The sequence below is a fragment of the Microvirga lotononidis genome, assembly GCF_034627025.1.
Classification (GTDB): domain Bacteria; phylum Pseudomonadota; class Alphaproteobacteria; order Rhizobiales; family Beijerinckiaceae; genus Microvirga; species Microvirga lotononidis.
Genome location: NZ_CP141048.1, coordinates 4,408,552 through 4,422,862, shown reverse-complemented (window position 1 = coordinate 4,422,862; position 14,311 = coordinate 4,408,552). Strand labels below are relative to the sequence as shown.

At 65.3% G+C, this 14,311-nt stretch carries 15 protein-coding genes; 9 read left to right on the top strand and 6 right to left on the bottom strand.

Annotated features, from left to right (window positions below):
- Positions 1-108: 108 nt before the first annotated feature.
- The gene (gene wrbA / locus U0023_RS20850; protein ID WP_009491088.1) at positions 109-789 is read right to left on the bottom strand and encodes an NAD(P)H:quinone oxidoreductase; all 681 of its coding nucleotides are present in this window, start codon (positions 787-789) and stop codon (positions 109-111) included.
- Positions 790-882: 93 nt separating this feature from the next.
- Entirely contained in the window at positions 883-1,629 is a 747-nt protein-coding gene (locus tag U0023_RS20845) for an arginyltransferase (RefSeq protein WP_009491089.1), read from the bottom strand.
- A gap of 159 nt (positions 1,630-1,788) precedes the next feature.
- Between U0023_RS20845 and U0023_RS20840 the strand changes: the two genes are divergently transcribed.
- A complete protein-coding gene (locus tag U0023_RS20840) occupies positions 1,789-1,938 on the top strand; it encodes a hypothetical protein (protein WP_009491090.1) in 150 nt (49 codons plus the stop codon).
- On the opposite strand, the gene U0023_RS20835 is transcribed toward U0023_RS20840, so the two are convergent.
- Genes U0023_RS20835 through U0023_RS20825 form a run of 3 tightly spaced genes read right to left on the bottom strand, consistent with a single transcriptional unit; the run spans position 1,935 to position 5,033 of the window.
- Entirely contained in the window at positions 1,935-2,417 is a 483-nt protein-coding gene (locus tag U0023_RS20835) for an RDD family protein (protein WP_009491091.1), read from the bottom strand. The genes U0023_RS20840 and U0023_RS20835 overlap by 4 nt on opposite strands.
- A gap of 10 nt (positions 2,418-2,427) precedes the next feature.
- Complete coding sequence (locus U0023_RS20830) at positions 2,428-3,699, bottom strand: threonine ammonia-lyase (protein WP_009491092.1); 1,272 nt, start codon at positions 3,697-3,699, stop codon at positions 2,428-2,430.
- A complete protein-coding gene (locus tag U0023_RS20825) occupies positions 3,699-5,033 on the bottom strand; it encodes a branched-chain amino acid ABC transporter permease (RefSeq protein ID WP_052600489.1) in 1,335 nt (444 codons plus the stop codon). Before U0023_RS20825 ends, U0023_RS20830 begins: the two co-directional genes overlap by 1 nt.
- A 116-nt stretch (positions 5,034-5,149) precedes the next feature.
- Between U0023_RS20825 and U0023_RS20820 the strand changes: the two genes are divergently transcribed.
- Positions 5,150-5,866: a hypothetical protein gene (locus U0023_RS20820; RefSeq protein WP_009491094.1), complete on the top strand. Its 717-nt coding sequence runs from the start codon at positions 5,150-5,152 to the stop codon at positions 5,864-5,866.
- A 31-nt stretch (positions 5,867-5,897) separates the two neighbouring features.
- Here U0023_RS20820 and hemB read toward each other — a convergent pair whose 3' ends face one another.
- Positions 5,898-6,941: a porphobilinogen synthase gene (hemB, locus tag U0023_RS20815; RefSeq protein WP_009491095.1), complete on the bottom strand. Its 1,044-nt coding sequence runs from the start codon at positions 6,939-6,941 to the stop codon at positions 5,898-5,900.
- A 287-nt stretch (positions 6,942-7,228) separates the two neighbouring features.
- Here hemB and U0023_RS20810 point away from each other — a divergent pair, with 287 nt between their 5' ends.
- The 7 genes from U0023_RS20810 to U0023_RS20780 all read left to right on the top strand — a co-directional run bounded on the left by U0023_RS20810 (position 7,229) and on the right by U0023_RS20780 (position 14,238).
- Complete coding sequence (locus U0023_RS20810) at positions 7,229-8,281, top strand: enoyl-CoA hydratase/isomerase family protein (protein ID WP_009491096.1); 1,053 nt, start codon at positions 7,229-7,231, stop codon at positions 8,279-8,281.
- The gene (locus U0023_RS20805; RefSeq protein ID WP_009491097.1) at positions 8,281-8,742 is read left to right on the top strand and encodes a hypothetical protein; all 462 of its coding nucleotides are present in this window, start codon (positions 8,281-8,283) and stop codon (positions 8,740-8,742) included. Before U0023_RS20810 ends, U0023_RS20805 begins: the two co-directional genes overlap by 1 nt.
- Positions 8,743-9,001: 259 nt before the next feature.
- Positions 9,002-10,270: a L,D-transpeptidase family protein gene (locus U0023_RS20800; protein WP_009491098.1), complete on the top strand. Its 1,269-nt coding sequence runs from the start codon at positions 9,002-9,004 to the stop codon at positions 10,268-10,270.
- Positions 10,271-10,634: 364 nt separating this feature from the next.
- Positions 10,635-11,939, top strand: a complete 1,305-nt coding sequence (glyA, locus tag U0023_RS20795) for a serine hydroxymethyltransferase (protein WP_009491099.1) — start codon at positions 10,635-10,637, stop codon at positions 11,937-11,939.
- Between the two features lie 15 nt (positions 11,940-11,954).
- A complete protein-coding gene (nrdR, locus tag U0023_RS20790; protein ID WP_009491100.1) occupies positions 11,955-12,458 on the top strand; it encodes a transcriptional regulator NrdR in 504 nt (167 codons plus the stop codon).
- The gene (ribD, locus tag U0023_RS20785; protein ID WP_009491101.1) at positions 12,455-13,603 is read left to right on the top strand and encodes a bifunctional diaminohydroxyphosphoribosylaminopyrimidine deaminase/5-amino-6-(5-phosphoribosylamino)uracil reductase RibD; all 1,149 of its coding nucleotides are present in this window, start codon (positions 12,455-12,457) and stop codon (positions 13,601-13,603) included. The genes nrdR and ribD overlap by 4 nt, the downstream gene beginning before the upstream one ends.
- Positions 13,603-14,238: a riboflavin synthase gene (locus U0023_RS20780; RefSeq protein ID WP_009491102.1), complete on the top strand. Its 636-nt coding sequence runs from the start codon at positions 13,603-13,605 to the stop codon at positions 14,236-14,238. The genes ribD and U0023_RS20780 overlap by 1 nt, the downstream gene beginning before the upstream one ends.
- Positions 14,239-14,311: the final 73 nt, after the last annotated feature.

Sequence of the window (14,311 nt, the reverse complement as noted above, 5' to 3'; positions counted from 1 at the left end):
CGGGTACTCCTCACGTCATGGCCGGCCTCGTGCCGGCCATCCCGATACGGTGAGGCTCGACGCTTCAATCGATCGAGATCACCGGCACAAGGCCGGTGATGACGGAGCCTAAGATTGCCCGGCCGTGCCGCCCGTCGTCTCGGTCGGGTTGTCCATGTCCGGCGGAACGGGCCCGCGCTCTCCCGCGCCCCGTTCGAGGCGGGTTGCGATTTCCGCCACGTGCCGGCCCTGGAAGCGGGCGCCGCCGAGTTCGTTTTCGCTCGGCTGGCGCGAGCCGTCGCCGCCGGCGAGCGTCGTCGCCCCATAGGGCGTGCCGCCCGAGACCTCGTCCATCTTGGTCTGTCCCGGATAAGAGTAGGGCAGGCCGACGATGATCATGCCATGGTGCAGGAGCGTGGTGTGGAACGACGTGATGGTGGTCTCCTGCCCGCCGTGCTGCGTGGCCGTGGAGGCGAACACGCTGCCGACCTTGCCGACCAGGGCTCCCTTCACCCACAGGCCGCCGGTCTGGTCGAGGAAGTTGCGCATCTGCGCGGCCATGTTGCCGTAGCGGGTCGGCGTCCCGAAGATGACGGCGTCGTAATCGGCGAGCTCGTTCGGGTTCGCGACGGGCGCATCCTGGTCGATCTTCATGCCCGATTTGCGGGCGATCTCCTCCGGCACCAGTTCAGGCACGCGCTTGACGACGACCTCGGCACCTGGGACCGAGCGCGCGCCCTCCGCGATGGCCCGAGCCATCGTCTCGATATGGCCGTAGGACGAGTAGTAGAGGACGAGGATCTTGGCCATGGCGCACCTTCGTTGGCGTGAGAGTTACCAACGAACAAGGAGCACGGCTGGTTGTTCCTGAGACGACCGTTCACGACCCGTTGCGGATGCGGGTCAATCCACCCGCACCCAACCATGAGCGAGCAGCCGCTCCTGGGGCTTGAAGCGGGCCTTGTAGCCCATCTTCTTCGAGCCCTCGACCCAATAGCCGAGATAGAGATAGGGCAGGCCCATCGCCTTCGCGCGGCGGATATGGTCGAGGATCATGAAGGTGCCGAGGCTGCGATCCTGCATCTCCGGTTCGTAGAACGAGTAGACCATCGAGAGCCCGTCGCTCATCTCGTCGGTCAGGCAGACGGCGATCAGGTCGCCCGCGCCCTTTCCCGTGATGCCGCTGTCGATCCCGCGCCGGCGATACTCGATGACCTTCGTGTCGACGTGGCTGTCCTCGACCATCATCGAATAGTCGAGCACGGTCATGTCGGCCATGCCGCCATCGGCGTGGCGCGCATCCACGTAGCGGCGGAAGAGTGAATATTGCTCGGACGTGGGACGGTTGGGCAGCGGGTTGCCAATCAGGTCGGCATTGTCCTTCAGGACGCGCCGCAGATTGCCGGAGGGCTCGAACTCGTTCACGAGCACGCGGACGGACACGCAGGCGCGGCACGCGTCGCAGGCGGGCCGATAGGCAATCGTCTGGGACCGTCGGAAGCCGCCTTGCGTGAGGATCTCATTCAGCTCCCTGCCGCGTCGTCCCACGATATGCGTGAAGACCTTTCGCTCCTCCTTGCCCGGCAGATAGGGGCATGCGGACGGGGAGGTGAGGTAGAATTGCGGGGCGTCGCGGGGCTGGCTCGTCAATCGGGAAAGCCTTGTGGAGAAACCTTGAGCGCTACGTCAACGCTCAAGGATAACATTGGTGTCCGGGACGTCCAGGAAAAGTGGGCGAATGTCACAGGGAGTTGTTGTCGTGTGCCAAGCCGATGTCCGCCCGGCACACGCGGTACGGGAAGGGGATCCATGGCGGAGAGCGTGTGGGTGGATTCCCTTCCCCATCGCTCCGCTCCGGCCGGTGATCCCGATCCGAAGAGCGTCGCGCTTCACATGATCGAGATGGCCGGCACGAGGCCGGCCATGACGTCGGTGGATCTGTGGCGTCCGCTGGCCTAAGCCCTTACCACCATCATGCCGGTGAGAAGATCGCGGATGAAACGGCGGTCGTCGCGGACGAAGCCGACGAGCACGTCGCAGGCCCAGAGCAGGAAAGTCGAGATCGCCACGTAGAAGAACAGCGCGTGCACGGCCGCGGCGAGCGGCGACGGGCCCCGACCCGTGTTCGGATCGATGACGCGCAGGCCCATGTAGCGCATGCCCACCGTCGCCTGGGAAGCGCCGCCGATGGTGACGGCGTTGTAGACGATGAAGATCAGGGCCGTGAGCGGCAGGGCGAAGAACAGGCCCCAGCCGAGTCCAAGCGTGATGATGCCGAGGAAGAAGATCCCGATGGAGACCAGGATGACCCAGAGGGCGATCACGACCAGATCGATCAGATAGGCCCAGAAGCGCCGGGAGATGACGCCCTCCGTCAACCGGGTGTCCGGTGCGTAGGACGGGTAGTTCAGGGTCGGCGGATAGGGTTGATTGACCATCGGTCACTCCTCAGAAGGCGGTCTCGGGCAGGCTGCGGGATTCGATCCGCTGCGGTGCGAGCCCCTCCGCCGCCAGGGCCTCGAACACCTCTAATGTATGTGCTCGATCCCGCGTTTCGATAGTGATGTCGATGGAAACCCCTTTCGCCGGCACGTCCAGGAACAGGCGACCGTGCGAGACTTCGAGGATGTTGGCTCCGAGATTGCCGAGAAGGCTGGCGACGCGGCCGAGCAGGCCCGGCCTGTCGTTCGACGTGATGCGGAACGACGTGATCCGGTCGTCCCGTTCCAGCTCGCGCACCATCACGGAGGCGAGGATCCGCGCGTCGATGTTGCCGCCGCAGAGCACGAGGCCGACCCGCTTGCCCTGAAAACGCTCGGGCTGCGCCAGCATGGCCGCGAGGCCCGCCGCGCCGGCACCTTCCGCCATGGTCCTTTGCAGGGTGGCATAGGCATTGACGGCCCGTTCGATCAGGGGCTCCTCCACGGCGATGATGTTGGGCACGAGATCCCGGACGATGGGCAGGGGCAGCTGGCCCACGGTCTTGACCGCGATGCCCTCCGCAAGAGTAGCACCCCCGATGGGACGATTCTCGCCCAGAATGGCGTTACGGAAGGACGGATAGAGAGCGGCTTCCACGCCGATGATCTCGGTGGACGGCTTCAAGGCCTTCGCCGCGATGGCTATGCCTGAGATCAGCCCGCCTCCGCCGATGGGCACGACGATCTGGTCGAGGTCCGGCGCATCGGCCAGCATTTCGAGCGCGATGGTGCCCTGTCCGGCCATCACCTTCGGATCGTCGTAGGGATGGACGAAGACGAGCCCCTCCGCGTCGGCGATCTCACGGGCGCGGGCGGCGGATTCGTAAAGGGTCTCGCCCTCGAGGATGACCCGCGCGCCGTAGGAACGGGTATTCTCCGCCTTCACCAGAGGGGTGCCGACGGGCATCACGATGGTCGCCGGGATGCCGAGGCGGCGAGCGTGATAGGCGACGGCCTGGGCGTGGTTGCCGGCCGACATGGCGATGACGCCGTGCTTGCGCTCGGCCTCCGTGAGGCTCTCCAGCTTGGTGGTGGCGCCGCGCTCCTTGAAGGAACCGGTCGGCTGCATGTTCTCGTGCTTGACGAACACGGTCGAGCCCGTGAGCTGCGACAGGCGGGGGGCCGGCACGAGAGGGGTCCGCAGGACCTGGCCTTGGATCGTCTCCGCCGCGCGCTTCACGTCCTCGATGGTAATGGCATAGTCGGCCACATCGTCCTCCAGTGCTTCATTATACGCCATTAAACGGCTCTTGGTGTCGGATCCCTGAATCCCAGCAGGCCGCCGGGTCGGAAAATCAGAAAGACGACAAGGGCCACGTAAAGCGCCATGTCGCGCACCTCGATGGGGAGATACGCCGACCAGAGCGTCTCGAACAGCCCCACGGCGAAACCTCCTAACATTGCTCCGGGGATCGAGCCAATGCCCCCGATGACGGCGGCGATCAGCGCCTTGAGGCCGTACTGGAACCCGCCGGCGAATCCCAGGCCGCCGTATTGCGCCACGATGAGCATGCCCGAGAGCCCGGCCATGGCGCCCGCCAGTGCGAGCGTCTGGATCAGCAGGCGCATCCCGTCGACCCCCATGAGCGCCGCCGCCTGCGCATCGTCCGCATAGGCCCGCCAAGCGCGCCCGTATCCCGTGGCCTGGACGAGCCACAGGAGGCCCAGCGCCGCCGAAAGACCGATTCCCGCCGTGATGACCGTGATCGGCGTCAGGCTGACGAGAAAGTCCTGCGCACGGGCCAGGGGCCAGGCCTCGGACCAGATCGGCGGCAGCCAGACGGTCACGGGGCTCTGCACGAGGCGCAGATATTCCATCAGGAAGAGGCTCATGCCGACGGTGGCGATCAGGCTCGGCTGGGTGCTGGGTCCGGCGATGCGTCCGATGGTGAAATAGCCGCCCGCCGCGCTGTGCATCGCCCCGGCGAACAGAGCAGCCGCCAGACCGGCCGCGAGGCCGAGGATGGGCGAACTCGCGCCGTAGACGAGCAGGAGCGACGTCCCGGCGACGGTCGCCGCCGAGCCGACCGCCGCCAGTTCTCCGAAAGCCAGGTTGATCCGCCCCGTGAGGCCGAAGACCAACGCGTATGCGACGGATAACAAGGCGTAGATCGCCGTTCGCGGCAGGCTTACCAGGATCTGCTGGAGCCAGTAGGCGACGCTTTTGGGGATATCGAGCGCATCGGCGGAGGGCCGGCTTCCCGGGTCCCCGGCCATGCCTTCCGGGGTTTCGAGATAATAGCGCTTGAGCAGGTAGAGGCTGGCACCGGAGAGCGGGCCTTCCTCGGTGGCGAGACCCTCCAGTTCGGCCTTGTTGGGAGAAAGCCCCTCGGCCATGAACTGGCAGATCGCGAAGCGCTGGAGGATCGGGCGGTCCGGGTACTCCGCCAGATACTCGACCCGCAGGCTCCTCGGCACGGGACCTGCCTGGACCCGCTCGACGGTGATCCCGGCCTCGGGATTGAGAGCGGGAAGGGTGGAGCGGCAGACCCGCGCCTGATCGGCGTCGATGGCCAGCCCGCAGGCGGCGATAGAAGCAGTACACGTGAAAGCAAGTACGATGGCACGGAACAAGCCCCTTAGGCCGTGCCAATCTAAATTGCGGTTTAATAGCAATGACTTCAGTTTCTTGCTTCTCGTATTGCGACAAAATTATATATCATGTCGCCAAAGCCATGAGGCGGGTTACGATGAAGCTAAATTGTGTAGCTTTTGCAGGCGCTATTGCAATCTCTTTTGCCTTTTGGGTGTTCACTGTCGACGCCCAAGCCTCTGAGAGGCGGGAAGAGCTTTGGCTTGAGGCCTCCCGAGTTCCAGCTGTCGCTGCCGAAGCTCCCGGCCATGGCAATGGGATGCATCTCTGCTCGATACATGCCTATCTGCGCAAGTCCGCTACCGGAGGAGCAAAACTAAGAGCCGGTCCAGGGACTCATACTCGCATCGTCGCGCGAATACCTGTGGCCAATCCGGAAGATGATATGCAGCCGGAATTTCAAATCATCGGCTCAAAGAATGGTTGGCTTCTCATTCACAACCCTCATTGGGCAGATTATGGCAGTGGGGAGAAGTTGCTCTTCAAAGGATCCGCCTGGATTGCTCCTGGTCTTATCGATTTCGAGATGGAAGGATACACGCTCTTTTCGGCACCGCGGATCAAGGCGTCTGTCCTCCTCAGGCTCAAAAGTCCAGGAAAGGACTGGGATTCGCGCAAGGTCACCGTCGAGCAGGTGCGAGGCTGCAGCGGGAGCTTTCTCGACATGACAATTAGATTGCCACACGGAAAAAGGGCCCGTGGTTGGTTCGCCGCGATCTGCGGCAATCAAGCAACGACATGCACTTTTGGTGATGATCCAGCCAAGGTTGAGGAACGTCGTGGCAAGCTCGTCGGTTCGGCTGACCTGAACTAAGGAATATACCGGCGAACTCACGAGACGTCCGTTATCGATCTCCCTTGAGCTTCTGCGCGACCCGGGGAGCGAAATAGGTGAGGATGCCGTCTGCGCCTGCGCGCTTGAAGGCCAGGAGGCTTTCCATCATTGCCCGTTCCCCGTCGATCCAGCCGTTCCCGGCCGCGGCCTGGATCATGGCATACTCGCCGGAGACTTGGTAGGCGAAGGTCGGGACCGCGAAGGTCTCCTTCACCCGGCGTACGATGTCGAGATAGGGCATGCCGGGCTTGACCATGATCATGTCGGCGCCTTCCTCCAGGTCGAGGGCGACCTCGCGCAGGGCCTCGTCCGAGTTGGCCGGGTCCATCTGGTACGTGCGCTTGTCGCCGATCAGGGTGGCGCTGGTGCCGATGGCGTCGCGGAACGGGCCATAGAAGGCGGAGGCGTATTTGGCCGCGTAGGCCATGATCTGCACGTCCAGGAACCCGGCCGCGTCGAGGCCCTCGCGGATGGCGGCCACGCGCCCGTCCATCATGTCCGACGGGGCGATGATGTCGGCTCCGGCTTCCGCCTGGAGCACCGCCTGGCGCACCAGCAGGGCGACGGTCTCGTCGTTGAGGATGCGCTCGCCGTCCATCACGCCGTCGTGGCCGTGGCTGGTATAGGGGTCGAGGGCCACGTCGCAGATGATGCCGATATTCGGCACGGCCTTCTTGATCTCGCGCGCCGCGCGGCAGACGAGATTGCGGCTGTTCAGGGACTCGGATCCGGTGGGATCGCGCAGGGCGGGATCGGTATAGGGGAAGAGCGCAATGGCCGGGATGTCGAGAGAGGCTGCCCGCTCGGCCTCGCGCACGGCCTCGGTGATGGTCAGGCGATCGACGCCCGGCATGGAAGCGACCGGCGTCCGGCCGCTGGCGCCCTCGACGACGAAGATCGGCCAGATCAGGTCGTTCACCGTCAGCACGTTCTCCTGCACCAGCCGCCGCGACCACTCGGCCTTGCGGTTGCGTCGCAGGCGGTGGGAGAGGTTCAGGGACAAGGCGGGAGCTTCGTCCGAGGAGCGGCGGGGGAGTGGCGACAGTTTCGACATGATCCTCACACGGCGCCAGCTTCGATGCGCCGGCGAAGGTCCAGAGGGTTAGCACATTTAAATTGCTCTAAAAAAGGGTTCGAGGTCGCAGTTCGGCCCCATCCGTGTGAAATTGCCCTCAACCCAGCCATGCATTGGGGGCTTGTCGGCTTATTGGCCGCTTCCACGTCATGACCGGCCCGCGCTGGTAGTGGCGTAGGAGGGCACGCCCTATCGGCAATGACACCGTGTCCATTGACGGCCGGACGGCGCCTTGTTTAAGCCGGACTGAAACGAAGGAGTGTTCCATGGACGAGAGCGTTGAAGTCCTCTGCGAGAAGCAGGGCGAGGCGGGCCTCATCACGCTCAACCGTCCCAAGGCGCTCAACGCCCTGACCCTCGCCATGGTGCGCGAGATGCGCCGGGCCCTCGATTCCTGGGCGCATGATCCCGCCGTGACGCGGATCGTCGTCCAGGGCGCGGGCGAGAAGGCGTTCTGCGCCGGGGGCGACATCCGCCAGCTTACGCAGGACCTGAAGGCAGGGCGGCGCGAGGAGGCGCTCGCGTTCTGGCGCGAGGAATACCAGCTCAACATCGCCATCAAGCGCTATCCCAAGCCGTACATTGCCCTCATCGACGGGATCGTCATGGGCGGCGGCGTCGGCGTGTCCCTGCACGGCACCCACCGGGTGGCGGGCGACCGCTATCTCTTCGCCATGCCGGAGGTCGGGATCGGCTTCTTCCCCGATGTCGGCGCGACCTACGCGCTCCCGCGCCTTCCGGGGCAGACCGGCATGTATCTCGCGCTCACGGGGGAGCGTGTGAAGCGTGCCGACGCGATGATGCTGGGGCTCGCAACCGATGCGGTGCCGAGCGGGAACATCCCGGGGCTCCGGGACGCGCTGATCGGCGGCGATGCCGTCGAGGCGGCTTTCGCCCGGGTCGCGGTCGATCCGGAGGAGGCGCCCCTGGAGGACCAGCGGGAGCTCATCGATTCCTGCTTCTCCGCCGGGAGCGTGATCGAGATTCTGGCGCGCCTCGACGCGGCCGCCGCGAAGGGTTCCGAGTTCGCCGCGAAGACTGCCGCAGGCATGCGGACGAAGTCGCCTACGAGCATGTGCCTGGCGTTCGAGCAAGTCCGCCGGGGCGCGTCGATGGATTTCGAGGACGCCATGAAGACCGAGTTCCGCATCGTCTCCCGCATCGGCGACGGCCACGATTTCCACGAGGGCGTTCGCGCGGTCCTGATCGACAAGGACAACCGGCCCGCCTGGCAACCCGCCGACCTGGAGGGAGTGGAGAAGGCGGTCGTCGAACGTCACTTCGCCGATCTGGGCGACCGGGAACTGGAGGTCGCCTGATGTTCCGCAACGGCAATCAAAACTCGTCCACCCAGGCGGCCCGGGAATACCTCTCCGACCGGATCGAGGAGCGTCCCGTCGCCACCTCCATCATGCGCTGGAGCTTCGTCCTGACCTGGTTCATGCGGGTCCTGGCGATCCTCTGGATCATGAAGGGCCTGAGCGCCTGGGCGGTGATCCTCGGGGTCTGGACGCCGGTGGGTCATTTCGAGGGGCGCTCGACGGGCTACCAGGCCACCATCATCTATTTCGCCCTGATCGATCTGATCGCGGCGGTCGGCCTCTGGATGGCCAGCACCTGGGGCGGGATCATGTGGCTGCTCGCCATCATGAGCCACCTGATTCTCGCGGCCTTCTTCCCGGGCATCGTCTCCGGCGGCGTCATGACGGTGGCGTTCTTCCTGACCCTGATCGCCGTCTATCTCGGGATCTCCTGGCTGGCCGCGCAGGAGAATCGCTGAAGCCTGGGAGCTCCGGGGCTCCTCACGCAGAAGTGTATCCTCAAGAGCACAGTTCAAAGTTACATGTGCCCTGAAGGCGGTTCGGGGGCGCCGGGAGCAGCGGGCAGGCCGGTTTGCCATAAAACGGCCCCGATGTTCCTCGTTTTCGATACCGTTCTTTAATCCTATCCCGGCACTTATGCTGGGAACGGGGGCAGAGGCGGGCGCTCGTCCGCCATCCCCATTGTCGATCACTTCTAACCGGGAAGAGCTTGCGCTCATGTTGTCTCGCCGTACCCTCCTGACCGGATCGCTCGCCCTGATCTTCACGCCGGCTACCGGAGCCCTGGCCCAGCAATTCGCTCAGAGCCAGGCCGAGTGGTCGCAGAACTACGAGGCGGTGTCACGCACGCGCGTGCAGCGCACCTCGACCCCCATGCTGTCGCAGGAATCCCTCGCCGCGACCGAGCAGATGATCGAGTATTACCGCAACATCGCGGCCCGCGGCGGCTGGATGCCCGTCCAGGGCGTTCAGGGCCTGCGCGTCGGCTCCAAGAGCCCGGCGGTCGTCGCATTGCGCCAGCGGCTCATCATCACCGGCGATCTCGATCAGGCCGCCGGCGAATCGCCGATCTATGATTCCTACGTCGAGGCCGGCGTGCGCCGCTTCCAGGCCCGCCACGGCATCAGCTCCACCGGCACCATGACGGCCCCGACGGTCGCGGCCATGAACGTGCCCGTGGACGTCCGCATCCGTCAGCTCGAGATCAACGTGTCCCGCCTGCGCACCCTGGTGGCCGGCGGTCTCCCCAACCGGTACGTGGTCGCCAACATCCCGGCCGCCCTGGTCGAGACGGTGGAGGGCGGCGTCGTCCACACCCGCCATGCGGCCGGCGTCGGCAAGAGCGACCGTCAGTCGCCGCTCCTGAACACCAAGGTGGTCGAGGTCAACTTCAACCCGTTCTGGACCGTGCCCGCTTCGATCATCAAGAAGGATCTGATCCCGAAGATGCAGAAGGAGCCGAACTACCTGACGGACAACAAGATCCGCATCTTCAACGGCAACACGGAGATCGCGCCGTCGCAGGTGAACTGGTTCTCGGACGAGGCGACCCGCTACCGCTTCCGCCAGGATCCGGGCGGCGAGCTCAATTCCATGGGCTTCGTGCGCATCAACATCCCGAACAAGGATGGCGTCTACATGCACGATACGCCCTCCAAGGGCATCTTCGGCGACGATTTCCGGTTCGTGTCCTCGGGCTGCATCCGCGTGCAGAACGTGCGCGATTATATCGAGTGGCTCCTGAAGGACACCCCTGGCTGGAGCCGCGAGCAGATCGACGCCACCTTCAAGTCCGGCGAGCGCATCGACGCGCGCCTCGCGCAGCCGGTTCCGATCCACTGGATCTACATGACCGCCTGGGCGACGCCGGACGGCCTCGTCCAGTTCCGCGACGACATCTACAACAAGGACGGCCTCGGCAACGCCATCCCGGTCGCCAGCCGCACCCCGACCGAGCCGGACGAAGAGATGTTCCTGCAGAACTGAGGTTCTGAGACAGCTTTAGACCGATACGTCATCACCGGCCCCGCGCCGGTGATTTCGTTTTGGGCGCTTGTTCTCAGGTGGATGCTCGGAGGCCATGACGCGGCGGGTGTCGTCCCCGGCGGCCGAAGGCCGGGAAGGGGATCCACGATTACACTTGGCGCCACGGATTCCCTTCCCCTCCGATGGCTCCGGCATCTCCGGCCGGGAATGACACCGACCTCTCCCGCCCATTGCATTTCCGCGCCCGCACAGACATCTCTCCGGAACATGTTGGCTCTCCGGAGCCTGCCATGATAAAGGCCCAGGGCAATTTCGGATCGAGCGGCCGGTTCGGCTAAGGCTCACAGGAAGGCGAGGGTATCCCATGAGCGCGAGTGAAGCGGCACACACCCATCTGTCCAACAGCTTTTTCTCGGCAGGCCTCGCCGACAGCGATCCTGAGATCGCCCGCGCCATCGGGCTTGAGCTCGGTCGCCAGCGCGACGAGATCGAGCTGATCGCCTCCGAGAACATCGTCTCCCGCGCCGTCCTGGAAGCCCAGGGCTCGGTGATGACGAACAAGTACGCCGAAGGCTATCCGGGCCGTCGCTATTACGGCGGCTGCCAGTTCGTCGACATGGCCGAGGAACTCGCCATCGAGCGCGCCAAGCGGCTGTTCGACTGCAAGTTCGCCAACGTCCAGGCCAATTCCGGCTCCCAGGCCAACCAGGCCGTGTTCATGGCCCTGATGAAGCCCGGCGACACCTTCATGGGTCTCGACCTCGCCTGCGGCGGTCACCTGACCCATGGCTCGCCGGTCAACATGTCCGGCAAGTGGTTCAACGTGGTGAGCTACAAGGTGCGCGAGAGCGACCAGATCATCGACATGGACGAGGTCGCGGAACTCGCCCGGACCCACAAGCCGAAGGTCATCGTCGCCGGCGGCTCGGCCTATTCCCGCTTCTGGGATTTCGCCCGCTTCCGCGAGATCGCCGACGAGGTCGGGGCCTTCTTCATGGTCGACATCGCCCACTTCGCCGGTCTCGTGGCCGGTGGCGCGCATCCGTCGCCGTTCCCGCACGCCCATGTGGTCACCACCACGACCCACAAGACCCTACGCGGCCCGCGCGGCGGCATGATCCTCACCAACGACGAGGACATCGCCAAGAAGGTCAACTCCGCGATCTTCCCCGGTCTCCAGGGCGGACCGCTCATGCACGTGATCGCGGCGAAGGCCGTCGCCTTCGGCGAAGCCCTGCGCCCCGAGTTCAAGCTCTATGCCCGTTCGGTGGTCGAGAACGCCAAGGTTCTGGCCGACACGATGCTGGCCAACGGCTATGCCATCGTGGCCGGCGGCACGGACAACCACCTGATGCTGGTAGACCTGCGCCCGAAGAAGCTCACCGGCAAGGCTGCCGAGGCGGCTTTGGGCCGCGCCCACATCACCTGCAACAAGAACGGCGTGCCGTTCGATCCCGAGAAGCCGATGGTCACCTCCGGCATCCGGCTGGGCACCCCCGCGGCCACCTCGCGCGGCTTCGGCGTGGCCGAGTTCAAGAGAGTGGGCGAGTTGATCGTGGAGACCCTCGACGGGCTCGCGAAGCACGGTGACGAGGCCAATGCCTCGGTCGAGGAATTGGTCAAGCACCGCGTCCACGAGCTGACTCGCCGCTTCCCGATCTATGCCTGAGGTTTAGGCTGATCCATGCGTTGCCCCTATTGCGGGAGCCTGGACACCCAGGTGAAGGATTCCCGCCCCACGGACGATTCCTCGTCCATCCGTCGTCGCCGCATCTGTCCGGATTGCGGCGGCCGCTTCACGACCTTCGAACGCGTGCAGCTGCGCGAACTGACGGTCCTGAAGCGCTCGGGCCGGCGGGTACCGTTCGACCGCGACAAGCTCCAGCAATCGGTGGAGGTCGCGCTCCGCAAGCGTCCGGTGGACCCTGAGCGGGTCGAGCGCATGATCAACGGAATCGTGCGCCAGCTCGAGAGCATGGGCGATGGCGAGGTTCCGAGTGAAACCGTGGGTGAGCTGGTCATGGAAGGTCTGAAGGGCCTCGACGACGTGGCCTATGTGCGCTTCGCTTCCGTTTACAAGAACTTCCGCGAGGCCAAGGACTTCGAGGAAATTCTTGGCAAACTGGCTGAAGGCGAGGACGATCTTCCGCCGCCGCCGAAGAAGAAGCGCGCTCCGAGCGAGCCATGAGCACGTCGGGAACGGCAGGGCAGCCATTCGACCGCGCCGGTCGCGATGAGCGCTTCATGCGCCTCGCCATCGCCCTCGGCGAGCGCAATCTCGGCCTGACATGGCCCAACCCGTCCGTAGGCTCCGTCGTCGTGGACGAGAGCGGCGATGCTCCGGTCATCATGGCCCAGGGCGCCACCCAGCCGGGCGGGCGTCCCCATGCGGAGCGCGTGGCCCTGGCCGCCGCAGGCGAGCGTGCGAGAGGCGCCACGCTCTACGTTTCTCTCGAACCGTGCGCTACCCGCAGCAGCCGGGATGACGGTCCGTCCTGCACGGACCTGATCGTGGCCGCCGGAATCGGCCGCCTCGTGGTCAGCGTCGCCGATCCGAGCCCGCATGCTGCCGGTCAGGGGCTGGAGCGTTTCGAGCGGTCGGGCATTCCCATGACCGCCGGCTGTCTCGCCGATGAGGGCGCACGGCTTCATCGCGGGCATATCACCCGGGTCTCAAAGGGGCGGCCTGCCGTCACGGTAAAACTTGCGCGCAGCACCGAGGGCCTCGCCGGTTCCCGCCACGGTCCGCGCCTGATGCTCACGGGCGAGATCGCCAACGCGAAGGTCCACGTGATGCGCGCCCATGCGGACGCCATCATGGTCGGCGTCGGGACGGTTCTCGCGGACGATCCGCTGCTGAACGTGCGCCTTCCGGGGCTCGAATCCCGCTCGCCTGTCCGCATCGTGGTCGATTCGAACCTGCGCACGCCGCCCACGTCCAGGGTGGTCACGGGGGCAAGGGAGATCCCGACCTGGATCGTTGCCAGCGTCACGGCTCCCGTCGACGCGGAAAAGGCCCTCACGGCCCACGGCGTCGAGGTCATGCGCGTGTCGGCGGATGAAACCGGCCGCGCCTCGCTGCCCGAAGCCCTTCAGCTTCTCGGCGCGCGCGGAATCACGCAGGTCTTCTGCGAGGGTGGGCCGGATCTGGCCGATGCGCTCGCCAAGGCCGACCTCGTCGACGAGCTGGTTCTCGTCACCGGCCGCTCCGTCCGGGGACAGGGCGACGTGCCGGCTTTGGGCTTGTCGCTGCAGGACCGCATGGACCACCTCGATTTATGGGCCGAGGAGCAGATCGGCCCCGATCTTTTCATGTTTTGGGAGAGACCCTGATGTTCACGGGTATCGTCACCGATGTCGGTGAGATCGCAACCGCCGAGGGCGCTCAGGGGACCCTGAAGCGCCTGCGTATTCATTCGTCATACGACCCCGCCACGATCGCGCTGGGCGCCTCCATCGCCTGCGGCGGGCCCTGCCTGACCGTTGTAGCGGTCGGAGCCCGCGAGGGCGGATGCTGGTTCGACGTCGATGCAGCAGCCGAAACCCTCGACCGCACTACCGTGGACAACTGGCACGCAGGCACCAGAATCAACCTGGAGCGGTCCCTGAGGATCGGCGACGAGCTCGGCGGCCATATCGTGACCGGACACGTGGACGGCATCGCCACCATCGTGGCCAAGGAATCGATCACCGCCGGCGACGACCCGTGGGGACCGACCGCCCGTTTCACCATCAAGGCGCCACATGCGCTGGCACCGTTCATCGCCGAGAAGGGCTCGGTCTGCCTGGACGGAACGTCGCTGACGGTGAATTCGGTCAACGACGACATGTTCTCCGTCCTCATCATCCCGCACACCCTCACGGTGACCACCTGGGGCGACCGGCAGGTGGGCGACAAGCTCAACCTCGAAGTCGATCTCATGGCCCGCTACGCCGCGCGGCTTGCGGATGCGCGCCGGGCGGAGTAGGGGAACGCCTTACGTTTTCCTCTTTGTCAGGGCTTTGCCCTCATCATGGTCTGCTGGAAATAAGATCCAAGGG

Coding starts and splice junctions, on each gene's coding strand:
- wrbA (WP_009491088.1), bottom strand. CDS start 789: ATGGCCAAGATCCTCGTCCTCTACTACTCGTCCTACGGCCATATCGAG.
- U0023_RS20840 (WP_009491090.1), top strand. CDS start 1,789: ATGGCGGAGAGCGTGTGGGTGGATTCCCTTCCCCATCGCTCCGCTCCG.
- U0023_RS20835 (WP_009491091.1), bottom strand. CDS start 2,417: ATGGTCAATCAACCCTATCCGCCGACCCTGAACTACCCGTCCTACGCA.
- U0023_RS20830 (WP_009491092.1), bottom strand. CDS start 3,699: ATGGCGTATAATGAAGCACTGGAGGACGATGTGGCCGACTATGCCATT.
- U0023_RS20820 (WP_009491094.1), top strand. CDS start 5,150: ATGAAGCTAAATTGTGTAGCTTTTGCAGGCGCTATTGCAATCTCTTTT.
- hemB (WP_009491095.1), bottom strand. CDS start 6,941: ATGTCGAAACTGTCGCCACTCCCCCGCCGCTCCTCGGACGAAGCTCCC.
- U0023_RS20810 (WP_009491096.1), top strand. CDS start 7,229: ATGGACGAGAGCGTTGAAGTCCTCTGCGAGAAGCAGGGCGAGGCGGGC.
- U0023_RS20805 (WP_009491097.1), top strand. CDS start 8,281: ATGTTCCGCAACGGCAATCAAAACTCGTCCACCCAGGCGGCCCGGGAA.
- U0023_RS20800 (WP_009491098.1), top strand. CDS start 9,002: ATGTTGTCTCGCCGTACCCTCCTGACCGGATCGCTCGCCCTGATCTTC.
- glyA (WP_009491099.1), top strand. CDS start 10,635: ATGAGCGCGAGTGAAGCGGCACACACCCATCTGTCCAACAGCTTTTTC.
- nrdR (WP_009491100.1), top strand. CDS start 11,955: ATGCGTTGCCCCTATTGCGGGAGCCTGGACACCCAGGTGAAGGATTCC.
- ribD (WP_009491101.1), top strand. CDS start 12,455: ATGAGCACGTCGGGAACGGCAGGGCAGCCATTCGACCGCGCCGGTCGC.
- U0023_RS20780 (WP_009491102.1), top strand. CDS start 13,603: ATGTTCACGGGTATCGTCACCGATGTCGGTGAGATCGCAACCGCCGAG.